14 protein-coding genes and 2 pseudogenes are annotated in these 16,510 nt (G+C 34.2%); all 16 read right to left on the bottom strand.

The features are described from left to right. Nucleotides 1–79 precede the first annotated feature (79 nt). On the bottom strand, nucleotides 80–787 hold the full coding sequence (locus AC0OM3_RS26955; RefSeq protein ID WP_000598666.1) for a response regulator: 708 nt from the start codon (nucleotides 785–787) through the stop codon (nucleotides 80–82). Beyond that, entirely contained in the window at nucleotides 784–2,388 is a 1,605-nt protein-coding gene (locus AC0OM3_RS26950; RefSeq protein WP_046946732.1) for a sensor histidine kinase, read from the bottom strand. The genes AC0OM3_RS26955 and AC0OM3_RS26950 overlap by 4 nt, the downstream gene beginning before the upstream one ends. Before the next feature lie 78 nt (nucleotides 2,389–2,466). Then, nucleotides 2,467–3,285 carry a methyl-accepting chemotaxis protein gene (locus AC0OM3_RS26945; protein WP_474213351.1) on the bottom strand — a complete coding sequence of 273 codons (819 nt, stop codon included), beginning with the start codon at nucleotides 3,283–3,285 and terminating at the stop codon, nucleotides 2,467–2,469. A 120-nt stretch (nucleotides 3,286–3,405) separates the two neighbouring features. Beyond that, nucleotides 3,406–4,308, bottom strand: a pseudogene (locus AC0OM3_RS26940) (HAMP domain-containing protein); the annotation flags it as partial. A 422-nt stretch (nucleotides 4,309–4,730) separates the two neighbouring features. Continuing rightward, nucleotides 4,731–5,486 (bottom strand): C39 family peptidase, encoded by a 756-nt coding sequence (locus AC0OM3_RS26935; RefSeq protein WP_033672428.1) that lies wholly within the window; start codon nucleotides 5,484–5,486, stop codon nucleotides 4,731–4,733. Between the two features lie 7 nt (nucleotides 5,487–5,493). Then, the gene (locus tag AC0OM3_RS26930) at nucleotides 5,494–6,315 is read right to left on the bottom strand and encodes a transporter (protein WP_474213263.1); all 822 of its coding nucleotides are present in this window, start codon (nucleotides 6,313–6,315) and stop codon (nucleotides 5,494–5,496) included. A 231-nt stretch (nucleotides 6,316–6,546) separates the two neighbouring features. Continuing rightward, on the bottom strand, nucleotides 6,547–7,797 hold the full coding sequence (locus AC0OM3_RS26925) for a sensor histidine kinase (protein WP_474213262.1): 1,251 nt from the start codon (nucleotides 7,795–7,797) through the stop codon (nucleotides 6,547–6,549). Continuing rightward, the gene (locus AC0OM3_RS26920; RefSeq protein ID WP_001238549.1) at nucleotides 7,794–8,465 is read right to left on the bottom strand and encodes a response regulator transcription factor; all 672 of its coding nucleotides are present in this window, start codon (nucleotides 8,463–8,465) and stop codon (nucleotides 7,794–7,796) included. The genes AC0OM3_RS26925 and AC0OM3_RS26920 overlap by 4 nt, the downstream gene beginning before the upstream one ends. A gap of 195 nt (nucleotides 8,466–8,660) precedes the next feature. Next, nucleotides 8,661–9,365 (bottom strand): metallophosphoesterase family protein, encoded by a 705-nt coding sequence (locus AC0OM3_RS26915; protein ID WP_000821985.1) that lies wholly within the window; start codon nucleotides 9,363–9,365, stop codon nucleotides 8,661–8,663. A 557-nt stretch (nucleotides 9,366–9,922) separates the two neighbouring features. After that, a complete protein-coding gene (locus AC0OM3_RS26910; RefSeq protein ID WP_474213261.1) occupies nucleotides 9,923–11,299 on the bottom strand; it encodes an ABC transporter substrate-binding protein in 1,377 nt (458 codons plus the stop codon). A 21-nt stretch (nucleotides 11,300–11,320) separates the two neighbouring features. Next, nucleotides 11,321–12,142: a carbohydrate ABC transporter permease gene (locus AC0OM3_RS26905; protein ID WP_000635939.1), complete on the bottom strand. Its 822-nt coding sequence runs from the start codon at nucleotides 12,140–12,142 to the stop codon at nucleotides 11,321–11,323. Beyond that, a complete protein-coding gene (locus AC0OM3_RS26900; protein ID WP_000573804.1) occupies nucleotides 12,139–13,071 on the bottom strand; it encodes a carbohydrate ABC transporter permease in 933 nt (310 codons plus the stop codon). The genes AC0OM3_RS26905 and AC0OM3_RS26900 overlap by 4 nt, the downstream gene beginning before the upstream one ends. After that, entirely contained in the window at nucleotides 13,071–14,168 is a 1,098-nt protein-coding gene (locus tag AC0OM3_RS26895; RefSeq protein ID WP_474213260.1) for an ABC transporter ATP-binding protein, read from the bottom strand. Before AC0OM3_RS26895 ends, AC0OM3_RS26900 begins: the two co-directional genes overlap by 1 nt. Beyond that, entirely contained in the window at nucleotides 14,165–14,731 is a 567-nt protein-coding gene (locus AC0OM3_RS26890) for a glycerol-3-phosphate responsive antiterminator (protein WP_474213259.1), read from the bottom strand. Before AC0OM3_RS26890 ends, AC0OM3_RS26895 begins: the two co-directional genes overlap by 4 nt. Before the next feature lie 307 nt (nucleotides 14,732–15,038). Then, nucleotides 15,039–15,314, bottom strand: a pseudogene (locus AC0OM3_RS26885) (GNAT family N-acetyltransferase); the annotation flags it as partial. Nucleotides 15,315–15,456: 142 nt separating this feature from the next. Beyond that, the gene (locus tag AC0OM3_RS26880) at nucleotides 15,457–16,326 is read right to left on the bottom strand and encodes an ankyrin repeat domain-containing protein (RefSeq protein WP_474213258.1); all 870 of its coding nucleotides are present in this window, start codon (nucleotides 16,324–16,326) and stop codon (nucleotides 15,457–15,459) included. Nucleotides 16,327–16,510: the final 184 nt, after the last annotated feature.

The raw sequence follows: 16,510 nt of genomic DNA, 5'->3' as shown, positions 1-16,510 counted from the left end.
CAATAGTAAAAATAGTTTTTGTAAGTTTTGTAATTGATTTTGTAATTAAAAAAAGTATAAGCGACTTATATTAAGTCGCTTATACGTAAAACTCTATTTTCTTTTGATCAACACATCTTAATTTACTTACAGGTCTTCCCACATGTTGGTACATCATTTCGTTTTCTAACACCCCAATGTCAGTCAGAAACATTACATATTTTCGAATAGAAACTCTTGAAATTCCAACTAATTGTGCCATTTCATCTGTTGTAAATACTCTTCCATTCAGAGACTCGATCTTCTGCCAAATTAATTGCAACGTTTGCTTCGTTAAACCTTTCGGAAGCTCTTTAGTGACAGTAGGCTCTCTTTTTTCTTTTTGTAAAATTAACGAATCTAATTCCGATTGACTAATTTTTTGTTGTTCTTTCATGAAAGTAAGTTTTTCTCGATATATAGTTAATGCCTCTTTAAATCGTTCAAATGTGAATGGTTTAATTAAATAATCTACTACACCATATTGTAATGCTTTTTTAATACTTCCCATATCATGTACAGCTGAAATCATTATAATATCGATTTCTTTTTCTTGGTTCCGGATATACATTAAAAGCTCAAACCCAGTCTCTTCAGGCATAAAAATATCAAGTAATACTAAATCTACTCGTGATTTCTCTAATATTTCTATCGCCGACTTTACTGAGTTAACTGCTTGAACAAGTTCAAACCCTCCTACTTGCTCTAAATAATGCGTATTTAACATTGCTACCATCGGGTCATCTTCTACAATTAAAACTTTAATCATATTTGCCTCTCATCCCTACCTTTAGGTATTTCAATCGTTATCGTTGTTCCCTTTCCTACTAATGAATGCATATGAATTTCCCCATTTATTCGCTGTATACTTTCTTTTACAAGATACAAACCATAACCGCGGTTATCTCCCTTTGTGGAATAACCTTTCGTAAATAATTCCTCTATTTCTTTTTCTTGTATACCTTTTCCCGTATCTTGTACTGTAATAGTTAGTATATCCCCATGTTGTATCTTAACTTCAACTTGCTTGTTTTCACAATTCGTAACTGCCTCTAATGCATTATCAATTAAATTTCCAACAATCGTAATAAGTTCATGAGTAATACTTTCATCATCTATTTCCGGCATATAAGAATCTTCACTTATAATTAATTTTATATTTTTCTCTCTAGCATAGCTGAGCTTACCTAGTAAAAAACCAGCAAATACTGGACTTTTTATTCTTTTCATAACTCCACCAATTTCATATTGATGCTCTGATACCATGCCGCTTATATACTTCTGTAATTCTTCATACTGTTTCATATGTGTAAGCCCTAATACGACATGCATCTTATTCATAAACTCATGAGATTGTGCCCGTAATGCTTCTGCATATAGTCTAATACCAGTTAGTTCCTCTGCTAGTTTTCTAATCTCTGTTTTATCACGAAATGTTGCAATTGCACCAACTATTTCTCCTTTTACATATAAAGGAACTCGATTCGTCACAATCGTAATTCCGTAAATATTTTGTTCTTCGTTTAATTGTACTTCTCCCGTTTTCAATACTTCTTTTATACGTGAATTTGGCATATACAACTCAACATCTTTACCGATAAAATCTTCTTCAAGTCCGCTTTTTTTAAATAGACGTTTCGCTTCATTATTAATTAACGTTACTCTAGCCTCTTTATCTACAGCAATAATACCTTCCTTTACAGATTGTAGCATCGTATTTCTTTCTTCAAGAATTTTTGCTATCCTGTGCGGCTCAAGACCGAATAAACTTTTCTTTATATGTCTAGCTAGTAATATTGCTCCTATAATTCCGACTAATACCCCAACTCCGACACCAATATAAATGATATGTCTACTTTCCTTAACTCTCTCTTTTACATTATCTGCTGAAATACCAACAGCCACTGCTCCAAGTTGTTCACCTGTTTCAGAAAATATTGGTACAAATACTCGCATGGAAATACCTAAAGTTCCTTCTGCTAACGATACATGTTCTTTTCCTTTCAATGCAGGCCCTTCATCCCCACCAATGAAATGATGACCTATTTTTTGAGGATCTGGATGAGATTTTCTTATTCCATCCATGTCCATAACTACAATAAATTGAACACCTGTGTTTTTTAATATCCTATTTGTATACGTTTGGATTGCAGGAGTATCCGCTTTCCCAACCAAGCCATTGATTACAATTGAATCATTCGCCACAATGTGTGCAATTGTTTTTGCTTTCTCTGCTTGGCTATCCTCCGTCGCCCGTTCTACATTATGACTAATTAATATATCTGTCACAAGTAAAGAAAAAATTACAACTGTACAAACTAACAATGTAATCGTTTTCCACAAATTCCATAGTCTTTTTCTTTTTTTCATCCCGTTAATGACTCCCCTAATTGCTGAATAGAAAAATAAGTAAGGTGATATTATTTTCACCTTACTTATCTGCTGTTATTATACTTTAAATTTACTAGTCATCGCTTGTAGTTCTTCGGCCATCCCAGCTAAGTTTTGCGAAGCTGAACTAATTTCCTCCATTGAATTAACCTGTTCTTCTGTTGAAGCTGCAACACTTTGCATACTAGCTGTATTTTCTTCTGCAGCCGTTGCAATTTCATCAATAGCATTTGTCACTTCATTTGCATCTCCAGCAATTCTCTTCGTTGTTTCTACCATTTGATTAACTTGAGAAACAATATGTGTAGTAGAACTTAAAATTTCCGTAAAACTTACTTTCGTTTTTGTTACAACATCAAGCCCTTGTTGAACTTCTCCATTCACATTATCCATTGCCTTAACAGTATGTTCAATATCCGCCTTAATTTCTGCAATTAAATTTGCAATCTCTCCAGATGACTCTCCTGATTGCTCTGCTAATTTTCTAACCTCATCTGCTACAATAGCAAATCCTCGACCCTGTTCACCTGCTCTTGCTGCTTCAATAGCCGCATTTAAAGCTAATAAGTTCGTTTGAGTAGCTATGTTTTGAATTGCTTCAGAAATAGCTCCTACTTGCTTTGATTTCTCATCAAGAAGTTTAATAATAGCATCTGACTCGGATACCGACCTAGAAATAGACTGCATTTGTTTTGCAGTTTGTTCAACTAAATCTTCTCCCTCTTCAGCTCTTTCTCTCGCATGTAATGAGGAAATAGAAATTGACTCTGCGCTTCCGGTTACATCTTGAATTGCTGTATTTACTTGTTGTAATGTAGCCGCACCTTCTTCAACACCTTGACTTTGTGATTCAGCCCCACCTGATACTTGTTCCATTGCAATTGTAATTTGATCTGTCGCATCATTTGCTTGCTGTACGCTCGCTGTTAACTCTTCAGCCGATGCCGCGACATGTTCTGCTGAAAAGCTAATTTGGGTAATAACATCTTGTAAAGACGTAGACATTTCATTAAATGAAGTCCCTAATTTCCCTATGTCATCCTTAGAATGGATTGTAATTTTCTCTGTTAAATCTCCCTTACTAATTTTATATGCTGATTCAGCTATTTTTCGTAATGGCCCTGTAATAGACCTTGTAATGAAATAAATTAATACACTACCAAATGCAATAGCGATAGCAATAACAATTAAAGTCTTATAAAACACTGGACTGGCAGCTTGGTTAATTTCTTCATCGAACATAACTCCAACTACTTTCCAGCCTGTTTTTTCATTTGTTGCAAAGATTAAATTCTTTTTATCATCTTGTTCTGTATAAGACACATTTCCTTGTTTATCTTCATAAATTGGTTTAACCCAAGGATCAGTAACTTTCGCACCTGGTTTTCTAGATGGATGACTAACAATTTGCATATTTTGATCTAAAATAACTGCATAACCTTTTTCACCAATGTTAATCATTTTGGAAATTTTTAAGATGTTATCTAAGTTTAAATTAATTCCTATAACACCTTTACCATCTTTTACTTCTTTCGCAATGGTCACTACCATATTTTTTGTAGATGCTGATTGATATGGTGCAGTAACAATTACTTTCCCTTTATTTTCATGTGCTTCTTTATACCAAGATCTATCTGTTGGATTATACCCATCAGCCATTTGGATAAATGGTTCTCTTATAAACTTTCCCGTCTGCGTTCCAATATAAATACCTTCTACTTCTGGATGAAGCTTTATATATTGTGCTAACTTCGTTCTTACTATTTCTTCCTGTCCATTTGGATATGTATCCTCTGTTAAGATGTCTGCAAAGTACGTCGCATCAACAAATTTCTCTTCTATATTTTGAGAAATAACAGTATTTAAAATCGAAATATTCTCCTTTGCTTTAGCTGTCATTTGATGTTCAAAATTTGTTTTGGCAGTTTGATATGAAACACCACCGATAATAATTCCTGGTATAGTTAAAATAATAAAAAATGAAATGATTAATTTTTTATTGATACTCATACATTTAACCCCGTTAAATATTTTTTGCATAATAAGCCTCCTTTATGTAATGTGGATACTTGTGTCATTTTATACAATTAATATGTATAAAACAATATATAATGATAACATGTAAATTTTTCGTCAATTATGCATTTTTACATATTCACTCCTTAATAAGGATTTTAATCATAAAAATAAGAGAACTTTAGCATTATATATACTAAAGTTCTCTTATTTCTCAACAGCTTCTACTCTAAAAAATTTCTCTTATAATCTTCAATCTCTATCCTTCGCCTTATAGTCATCTTACTAAAACTCTTCCTCCTAATTTATTTGGAGTTCTTTACATAACTAATTGCCTGACTCCCCATTTGCACCCATGCCTGTTCAAAGATTTCTCTCGGCACTTTTACATCTAAGCTATCCTCAAGTGGATCTCGAATATATACAGATTCCTGATCATACCCAATAAGTACAATACAATGTTCATTATACGTAATAGAAACATCTCCACTATTTGTTTCCCATGTAGTAAATTCATCTTCATCTAATGGTGCAAATGTTGCATTTGTGATCATGACTACCGGTTGTCCTGCTTTTACACTCTTATAAATCTCTTCTATATTCTTCCCAGTTAAGTCTACAGCTTTATTAGGTAAATATTTTTCCGCTAACTGAAAAAGTGGCCCATGATATACACCATATCCTGATTCAGAAAATGTATAAATATTACCTACAAATCCTTCATTCGGATTCCCGCGCACACCATCGTCTATAAAATCAACTTTTTTTATTTCATTTGCTAATGTCATCTTATCCACTGAAACACCAGCATATTGTAACATCATCGCTAAACTTGTCACTTCACAGCCTCTATCCAATTCTGGTAACTGCTGAATTAATGGAACATTTGATAAGATGACTTTTTCATCGTTATTACAAAACTCCGTTTCTTTTCCTCTTTGTATATTTGAGAATGTAAACTTCTCTACATACTTTGGAATTCCATTTGTATATACACTCCATATTGCTGCACCTAGTAAAGCTGTACATATATACCACTTCAATTTTCTTATCACTTTCACGCCCTTATTAATTCGTTAAATAAGAATAAAATGCGTCAGCATCCGTTCTAATCATCGGTACAAAATTTAGTTCTTTTCCTTTTTCAGGCTGATCTTTTTTTATCTTTTCCGCTAACTCTTGAATATTCATATTCATTTTATCCATATTAAGCTCATCTGCCATTTGTAGCACCTTTTGTTCATTAATTTCTTTTAATATTTGATATATATCTTTACCGTACAAATCAATATGATATTTTTTTGCTTCTTCCTGTACTTTTTGTTCGTACACTTCTTGTGCTAACTCTTCAATTTCTTTTCCTTTTTGAGAAATGTCTAACTTTCCTGCTTCTTCTCTTACTTTCGTTCCGTAGATTTCTTCCGCGATGTCTTCGATTTCTTTTCCATCTGTAGCAATGCCTAATTTATCTGCTTCATCTTTAATTTTAATCGTATTAATTTGAGTAATTAAATCTACAATTGATGTATTCTCTATAGATATACCTAGCTTTAACGCTTCTTGCTTTACTTTTGTTTCATAGATTTCTTCTGACAGCGTCCCAACATCTTTTCCTTCTATCGAAATACCTAACTGCTCTGCTTCCCTTCCTACTTCTGTTTCATGAATTTCTTTTTCTAATGTAATTTGTTCTTTTCCTTCCGTTTCAATACCTAGTTCCTCTGCTTTTTCTTCTGTATGCACTGCATGTATCTTACCATTGTTCAATTGTTCTTTACTGCGCTGCGTGTAATCTGTCTTTCCTTTTTGTGTTTCAGAAGGAGAGGCACCCCCTAATATGCTTAAACTCATTACTCCAATAGTGAATACCATCATCATTTTCTTTTTCAAAATTAATTCCTCCCTCTTACACTTTCTTTTTCAGCATTCCCATAATTTTTTTAATACTATACATACATCTCATCTCTGCTTGAGATAACATTATGATTGATAAAATCCACTCACATACACCTAGTCTCTTCTTCATGTAACGAACATTCTTTATGCCATACATAATATAAATAGTTTCTTAACTTTCCCTTAAAAAAAGACGACCTTGTAAAAACAAGATCGTCTTCTTACTTATATTTTTTGATTTTTAGGGAAAATCACTTCAAAACCAGTGCCATTTCCCCACCTGCTCTCTACTGATATTTTTCCATAATGCTTTTCTACAATCCAATTTGCGATTGAAAGACCTAATCCAGCTCCTTCTGACGTACTTCTTGCTTTATCCCCTTGATAAAAACGATCAAATAATTTCGGAATATCTTCTTCTTTCACTCCTATCCCGTCATCCTTCACCTGTATACGAATTGAACTACTCGTTTGCGTACAATCGATTTGAATATGCCCACCTTCGTTTGTATACTTCATTGCATTATCTAACAGTATGACCATCATTTGATGAATCCGCTCTCTATCCCCCATAAAAGATACACCACGTTCTACTTTTAGTATCATTTCTTTTTCTTGATAAGAAGCAATCTCTTTATACGGAGCTACTATTTCTTCTAACAATTTATCAAGTTCAAATGTTTTCTTATCCATCTCAATTTGATTAGAATCAGAACGTGCTAGCAATAATAAATTACTAACGAGTTTCGATAACCGCCTACATTCTTTTGAAATTGTAGAAATATCTATCGCTTTTTCTTCTATCGTAGCGGATGGTGATTGGAATAACACATCCGTTTTTGATTGAATAACTGCAAGCGGTGTCCTTAGTTCATGTGATGCATCAGAAACGAATTGCTGCTGTTTCTCCCATGAATTTTGAATAGGTACAAGTGCTCTGCCAGCTAGGAAAAAGCCGATACCTATCGCACAGAGGCTTCCTATGCTACAACCTATAACAAGGATTAAAAATAAAGTATTTAACATTCTTTCTTCCGCTGTTATATCTCGCACGATTTGAACTATTTCTCCATCTTTTTGAAGCGAAAATGCTCTAAAATATCGTCCTTGTACTTCAATATCTTGTAACTCCCCTAATTTTTTTGGAGAAAACTTTTCCAAATTCTCTTCAAAAATAGAACGGAATTTACGGTTATCGCCCTCTATTTTCACTATTTTCCCATTCCAAGTTATTCTAGTTACTCGCGGATCTCCAATCTGGATATTCTCCAAGCGTTTTCTTGGTGGTATTTTAACATCTAATTTCTCTCTATACTGGGCCATCATTTTTATAGATTGATCCACTTCATTATATATACGCTTATATGTGTATGAATAAATAATACTGCCTAATATACCTATTAATAGGATAAATACTAATGAATTCACTATAGTCAAACGAATGCGTGTCTTTTGAAACATACTTCCTTTTCTCATTGTTCTTTTAATATATATCCAATACCTCGAACGGTTTGAATATCTTTCTGATAACCGAATGGCTCTAATTTTTTACGTAAATGATGCACATACACTTCTACAATCGCTACTGTCGTATCTGAATCAAATCCCCAAACACGATCAAAAATTTGTTCACGCATTAAAATCTTCCCGCTATTTTGAATGAGATACTCTAGTAGCTCATATTGTTTCAATGTCAACTTAATACCTTGTCCATCTACTTGAACGTCTTTATCTTTTCCGAACAATTCAATCCCTTTATAGCGAATTGTTTGCTGCGTTGTTAAACTACCACTTCTGCGTAGTAAAGCGCGAATTCTCGCTTTTAATTCAGGGGCCTGAAATGGCTTAACGATATAGTCATCTCCACCAAAGTCCAATCCCTTCACCCGATCTTCTAAAGAATCTCTCGCTGTCAAAAACAGGACTGGTGTTTCAATCTTTTCATCACGTATTTTTTGAATCACTTCAAATCCGTCCATCCCTGGCATCATCACATCCAACAAAATTGCATCATATATATTTTGAAGCGCTAAAAACAATCCATCTTCTCCATTTATTGCCGTATCTACTTCAAATTCATCACGCAAAATTTGTACGATAGATTCTAATAACGAAGTAGTATCTTCTATTACAAGTAAGCGCATGCTCTCACCTTCCATCAAATAGTTCAATTCTATTTATTATTACATTTCTTCTCTTCATAACAAAAGAATGTAGTTATATTACGTAATTTCATTTTCAACTATTTCCTTCTCAAATTTTGAATTTTTATTATAAAAACTTTGTCTTAAATTTACCTTAATAAAAAATTGAAAGAAATAAGATTCCTCTTATCTCTTTCAATTTTTTATTACATATACCTTTTTACTTGGCAACTCCAAACAATTTAGCTGACCACCATACACAGCCCCGCCATCAATTCCAATAATACGATTACTACCAAAATACACTCCGCAATCCTCACTACTATGAAGCGTCTTTGTTTCCGTATGCCCAAATACAACAACCTTTTCACCGCTATATCCATTATGAAATTCATTACGGATCCACATTAACGTATATGGTTCAGATTCAGAAACTCGTTTCATCGGCTCAACCCCAGCATGTACAAATATATACTCTTCTGTTTCAATGTAATGATCTAATTCTTGAATAAACTTTATATGTTCCTCTAATACAGAAGATTGTAAAATCGGTTTTTGGAAGTCTTTCTCATTAACCGCAATATCTTCTTCTACAAATCCATAACTATATAATGTCTTATCTCCACCATTTCTTTTTACCCAATGGTTCCATGAACGTTCCTCATTTGTCGTTAACGCCTTAATCATCATATCTTCATGATTTCCTTTTAAAATGAGTGCTCCCTCTTCTTTCAATTCTTTTACCTTTTCAATTACAGCACGCGCATTTGGACCACGATCTACATAATCTCCCAGTAAGATTAATTGATCCTTTTTCGCATTATATTGAGCTTCTTTCAACAACTGTTCGAACTTTTCTATTTCTCCATGAATATCACTAATAACAAGAATTCTTTTCATATTATCCCCCCTCTTTCTAATTATAGTTCAAAACAACGGAAAATTCCGAATCTTAATCTTGAATTAAATTTCCCCCGCATTAACGGGCAGTAAGACCCCCACCTCAAAATTCAGCGGAAGCAAAGAAGTTAGGTGGGGGTAGGGCTGCCCGTAAAAGCCCTATTGGTGAGGGCTAATAATCAGTGGGGGATGAAGAAAAGCCCCATTGATTAAAGTTTCACTTTATTACAAACTAAACAATTACCCTTACAACAATGTAAGTCTCTTGTCATCCAATTCGATAGTTGTAATTACTGTATTTCCTTATACTGAGAGTAAGAAATGAAACAAAAAATAAGGAGAGATGAGAGATGAAAAAAGTAATGGAAGTTGTAGTAGCGGTAGTAGAGGTTTTCGTAAATGGTAAACAAGTCGCAATGGAGTTAAATAAATAATGAAAAGGACAACATTCACTCTAGACCCTTTACTCATATAAAAGAGATAAGACTTCATCATTTCTTTGATCCCTTATCTCCCTATAAAGAAAGCCGTATCCCTGTTAAGGATACAGCTTTCTCTTATTTTTGACTTGTACGAGCTGAAATGCTAATTGCTCTATCTGTTGCTTTGGCAGCTTCATCTAACGCTTCTTTACTATTCTTCCCGTCATACATCGCTTCTAATGCTTTTACAACTGCATCTCGTGATTCTGGGAATACACTAATTAAAGCACCTTGTGTTGCTGGAGATTGCTTCGTTGCTTGCAGTTGATCTACTGTTACTTTCAACTGTGGGTATTTTTCATATTGCTCTTTTACTAATGGCTCATTATATGCATCTGGATTAATTGAGAAATAGCCTGTTGCAGTATGCCATTTTGCTTGTACGTCTGGCTTCGTTAAATATTTCATAAAGTCCCAAGCACCTTGTTGCGTTTCTTCTGAAACCATATTCGTCATCCATAATGATGCTCCACCAATAACAACACCATTTTGTTTCGAATCCTCTGGATACGGAATATATGAAACACCTACATTAAACTTAGATGCATCAATTAAATCACGAACACCTGCTGAAGAATCTAAATACATAGCAACTTGTCCAGACTGGAACGCGGCACGAATATCATCCCAACTTGCTCCATACTTTCCAAGTGCGCCAGCTTTATTTAAATCATCTAACATTCCAAATACTTTCTGTCCTTCTTTACCGTTAAATACCGCCTTCTTTGCAGCATCCTTACGACCGTTTTCGTTATCTACATATAAAGCACCTTGTGTCGCTAACAATTCTTCAAAGAACCAACCATAGTTAAGCATGGAGAATCCATATTGTTTTACATTTCCGCCTTCTTTAATCGTTAACTTTTTCGCTGCTTCTTGTAATTCCGCATATGTTTTCGGAGCTTTCTCTGGATCTAAGCCCGCCTTTGCGAAAGCATCTTTATTATAAATTAATACTGGTGTAGATGAATTAAATGGCATAGAATACATTTTTCCATCAACTGAATAATAATTTGTAATTGCTTTTTCTAATTTTGACGTATCGTACTTATCTTTTTTTATCCAGCTATCAATTGGTGTGATTTTTTTACTATCAATCATATATTTCGTTGTAATTTCACTCGATTGAACAAAAGCTGGCGCTTCTTTCGTTGCAGACATCGTTCTAAATTTCGTTAAAGACTCTTCATATGTTCCTTGGAACTCTGCCTTTATCTCATATTTATTTTGCGACTTATTATAGTCTGCAACAAGACCATCTAGTACTCCTTGTGTTTTTCCACCCATCGCATGCCAGAAGCGAATTACAGTTTTATCACCATTTTTTTCAACTGGTGCTACTTTTGCCTGTGCTTCAGGTTTTCCTTCTGTTTTACTATTTGAACAAGCGGCACTAGATAATGCCATTGTTGCTACCATTAATAGCGCAGCACCTTTTTTAACTAGACTCATTTAAATCTCACCTTCTCTTAGTTATTTAATTGCACCTTTTGTTAATCCTTGTTGTAATTGCTTTTGCCCTAAAAATAGTAAAATCAATGTTGGAATAACGATAACCGTAACACCGGCCATTACGCTTCCCCAATCAGTTGCAACTTCTTGAGACTGAAGCTGCTTCACACCAATTTGCACTGTTCTTACTTTTTCATCTGTGGTCACTAAAAGTGGCCATAAATACATATTCCATGTTGTTAAAAAGCTATATACTCCAAGCGTAATAAAACTCGTTTTACAATACGGAATTACAACGCTGAATAAAAACCTTATATTTCCAATCCCTTCAATAAATGCAGCTTCTTTCAGTTCATTCGGAAGTGTCATAAAATGTTGACGTAGCAAGAAAATACCGAAAGCTGTCGCAAAAAACGGCACTGTCATCCCAGCGAAACTATTGATCCAGCCAAAGTTTTGAATCGTTAAAAAGTTAGGTACCATCGTTGCTTCCCACGGAATAAGCATCGTCGAAATAAACAGGAAGAAAATAAGGTTTCTTCCTTTAAACTGAAGAAAAACAAAAGCATACGCCGCTAAGCTTGATACGATAAGTTGTCCAATCATAACGACTATCGATACAATTAAACTGTTATATAAGTATGTAAAAAGCGGTACTTTTTGAAAAATATTAATGAAATTATCAAAAGTAAATTGAGTTGGAAATAACCTTCTCATTTGAATATCGTCTGGTGTCATAAAGCTTATTAAAAACGCATACAGTACAGGAAAAAATACCATTACTGCACTAATTATGAGCAGCATGTATAATAGGAAATTTTGCTTCCACTGTTTAACAATCATTTATAATGCACCTTTCTCTCAGCAAACTTAAATTGAAGTAATGTAGCAATGAAAATGAAAACAAATAATACCATCGCTTGTGCACTTGCTGTTCCAAATTGATGATTCACAAACGCCTCTTTGTAAATCGAGTACACAATTAAATTCGTTGCATCATTCGGTCCACCGTGCGTTAAAATATCAATTTGTCCAAAGCTTTGGAACGCACTAATTAACGTTACGGTTACAATAAAGAATAAAGTTGGCGATAGCATCGGTAATGTAACACGGTGAAGCTTATATAAATAACTAGCACCATCTATAGATGCACTCTCATATAAAGACGTATCGATATTTTGTAAACCACCTAATATAACTAAAAATGCAAATCCTGTATTCACCCAAACTGTTGTAACTGATACAGAGAATAGTGCCCAGTCCGGACTCGTTAACCATGCGATTGCAGGAAGATTCATAGAGCCTAATATATTATTAAATAATCCTACACTTGGATGAAATAAAAATAGCCAAATCACTGCACTAGCAGCTACTGATATTCCCATAGTCGAAGAAAACAGAACTCGGAATAACCCAATACCTCTTACCTTTCCATTTGCAATCAATGCAAGAAACAAAGCAAATATAATACTCGTAGGCACTGTATATAAAACAAATAATAAAGTTGATTTTATACTTTTGTAGAAGGCTGGATCAGAGAATAAATATTGATAATTTTCTAAGCCAACGAAAAGATTAGCTTCTCCATGTATATCGGTTAAATAAAAACTATAGTAAATCGTCCTAAACAATGGATAGAACAGAAAAATCGAAAATAGCAAAATAGATGGTGCCAAAAACAATAATCCTATTCTTAAATCTTTCGTTCTCCCCCATAATTTTTTCTTTTTTGACACCTTTGTTTGAACTGGTAACTTACTTACTTCGATCATTATTTCGCCACCACTTTCAACTCTTCTTTAGCTACCACTTTTAAGCGTTCATTCGTGTTTTCGTTAAAGAAGCATAACTTTTCTTGCGAGAATAATAATTTTACTTTGTCACCTTTGTTCAAGAGTAACTGTCCGATAACTTTCGCACTCCAAGTTGTTCCATTTACCGCAAAGTTCAATATAGATTCATTCCCTAATACTTCTACAGATTGCAACGTCACTTCTTGTCCTTCCTCAGACAGTGCAATATGCTCAGGACGCATGCCTATGCGAATTGTTCCTTCTGGTAATTGCTTTAACTGTCTAATAGATAATGGAACTTGCAATTTCCCTATATGTAATACACCTTTTTCTTTATTCACTTCCCCATCATTTATATTCATAGAAGGAGAACCTATAAAGCTTGCAACAAACTCGTTTGCTGGTTCGTTATATATGTCAAGTGGTGTTCCAACTTGCTGTATACTTCCTTTATTTAAAACCATGATACGATCTCCCATAGTCATCGCTTCTATTTGATCGTGGGTAACGTAAATCATCGTAATTCCTAATCGCTGCTGAATTTCTCTAATTTCTATTCTCATTTGCGCACGTAATTTCGCATCCAAATTCGAAAGTGGTTCATCCATTAAACAGATTGGTGCCTGACTCACAATTGCCCTAGCTAGTGCAACACGCTGTCTTTGTCCGCCTGATAATTGGCCTGGTTTCATTTTCACATACTCTTTCAGTCCTACCATTTCAATAGCTTCCATTAATCGCTTTTGTCGCTCTTCTTTTTGTAATTTTCTTACCTTAAGTCCAAATAAAATATTTTCTTCTACAGATAAGTGTGGATATAATGCATAATTTTGAAATACCATTGATAGATTACGGTCTTTCGGCTCTAGATCATTTGCAACACATTCATTAATAATTAAATCTCCCGAAGAAATCTCTTCTAAGCCAGCGATTATTCGTAATAATGTGCTTTTCCCGCATCCCGAAGGTCCAACTAAAACAAAAAATTCGCCCTTCTTAATATGAACCGATACGCCTTTAACCGCTGTCTCTTCTGCATTTTTATATACCTTTGAAACATTTTTCAATTCAATCACAAGGTTGCACTCCTTTTTTCTTCTTGTATCCATACTTCATAATGACTTGTTGAAATCGCACTTGCTCCTGCACGAATTGCAATTTCCGCATCTTCTCGAGTTTGAATCAGCCCGCCTGCAATAATAGGAAACTCTAGTTTCTCTACTAGCTGTTTAATAATAGAAGGCATAATCCCCGGCATAATCTCTACTGCATTCGGTTTAGTCGTTTTACAATTTTCAATTGATTTAGTAAGAGATAAAGTATCTACAATAAAAATACGTTGAATTGTTTTCAATCCAATTTTATTAGCATTTCGAATTGTCGAACCTTTTGTTGAAATAATACCTTGTGCCCCGATAACATCTTGAATATACAAAAGCGCTTCCTCTGTATTCATATTTAAGCCTTGTATAAAATCACAATGAAGAAATACATCATGTCCATGTTTCTGCAATTCATATACACGCTCTGGTAATTCCAGCATTGAACCAGTCATAAGAAAAACTGTTTTCGGCAATTTTTTGTATGCTTTGTATCCTTCCCAATCCTTTATCATCGCAATATAAGGTTTTTCAAACATTTATTCCACCTAACTGTTCTATTTTTATCCAAACTAAAAACACCTACTTACATAGAACGCCTTTCTCCTTATTTGAACTCTAGGGAATAGAGCACACCTAAGAAAGTGGCACATTATATGTAAGTGGGTGTTCTCAAATGTTCTCTACCCTAGTTATTTTGTTACCTTTACTATATTACGCATTTATTAAGTCAGTTTTGATAGATTGTTAATTAGGTGTTAATCGAATGTTAATATTTACCACATCACCATTTACATTAATTTATATATTTAAATATAAAAATCAGAACGAAACAATACTTAAAATTCAATCAATATGTAAATTCATTCCATAGTTAATGATTTTTAGTTTGCTTACCACTGCTTGCAAAGCAAAGTTATCCCAAGCAGTACTATAAAGTGGAATGCGCCTTTCCTCTTGTATTGATATAGCCCAGGCTGTAACAACATCAGTACCATATCCGGTCCCTTCAAACTCCGCTAAAGTTTCCACACTTGCCTCAGCAGCTACGGGCGTACTTCTTGCACTGCAACAAACAGAAACTACCTTTTCATTTTTTACAATTGCAAAATAAGGCTTCCTCCTTATTTACTCCATTTACCATCCATTCATAATCTATTTTTCATGTTCAAAACAAAAATCCCATTCAAATACACATTACTGAATCCATCATACTAACTGATTTCTTCATTCTGTCTATCTAAATGGGATTATTTTTCGTTTTTTACTCTACTGTTTGTTGTGGCTGTACTACTTCATTCGCTCCAGCTACCCTCAACATATTTACAATATCTTTAAAACCTCTTTTTTCAGCGTATTGCAGTAGCGTCAGATGTTCCTTGTTAGCCATATTTACATCTGCACCGTGATCAATAAGCAATTGAATTACTTTCTTATGGTTTTCACTACCATTTCCTAATACAATGGCTTCTAATAGCGCTGTTCCACCACGTTCATTTTTATAATTCACATCAATATCTGTATGCTCTAATAATTCTTTAACAACCTCTACATGGCCACGCTCAGATGCAGAAATAAGTGCTGTCCCACCTGACCTAGTCGTTTCTTTCGTATTAACTCCTGCATTAATTAATACTTTTACAATATCCGTATATCCTTCTCTACTTGCATAAAGAAGTGGATTACTTTTTTTCTCATCTTTAATTTCAATATTAGCACCTGCACCAATTAATGCTTTAACTGTCTCTACATGATTTTGGTACGTCGCTGCAAGGACAGGCGTTTCTCCGTTGTCACCTTCTACGTTTATATTCGCTCCATCCTGAATCAACTTCATAGTTGTCTCTGTGTCTCCAAGAGTAGCTGAAAGTAACAACTGTTTGTCCATTAAATTTATACTTTTCTCTTCTTTAGATTCTTCCTGTTCTTTATGCTTCTCTTTTTTCTTTTCATTTTTCACATGAACCGGTCTCGATTCTGGTTCTTCTTGCTTATCGCAAGCCACTACCGTCATTAAAAGTCCTAATAAAATACATAATAAAATTTTTTGTTTTCTCACAACTACAGCTCCTATGAAAGATAATGTTTTCTTAACCATTCCTCCATCACATACAATAACTCTTCTTGAGTACATTTATCCATAAGCCCTTTAGATTCCTTCTTTAAACGGATTATCTTAAGCTTATACTATGTTTCTCAACCTATTGAAATGATACGCCTGATGGCCCCATCATTAACATTATGAAGCAATTAGTTTAGCACGTTTTTACCGCATTTGTATACATTTCTAAAAAGTACATAAAGTGAAACTTTAATTA

Source organism: Bacillus sp. FAU20 (assembly GCF_056033865.1).
The sequence above is the reverse complement of the archived record's forward strand: the minus strand, read 5'-3'. Positions and strand labels throughout refer to the sequence as shown.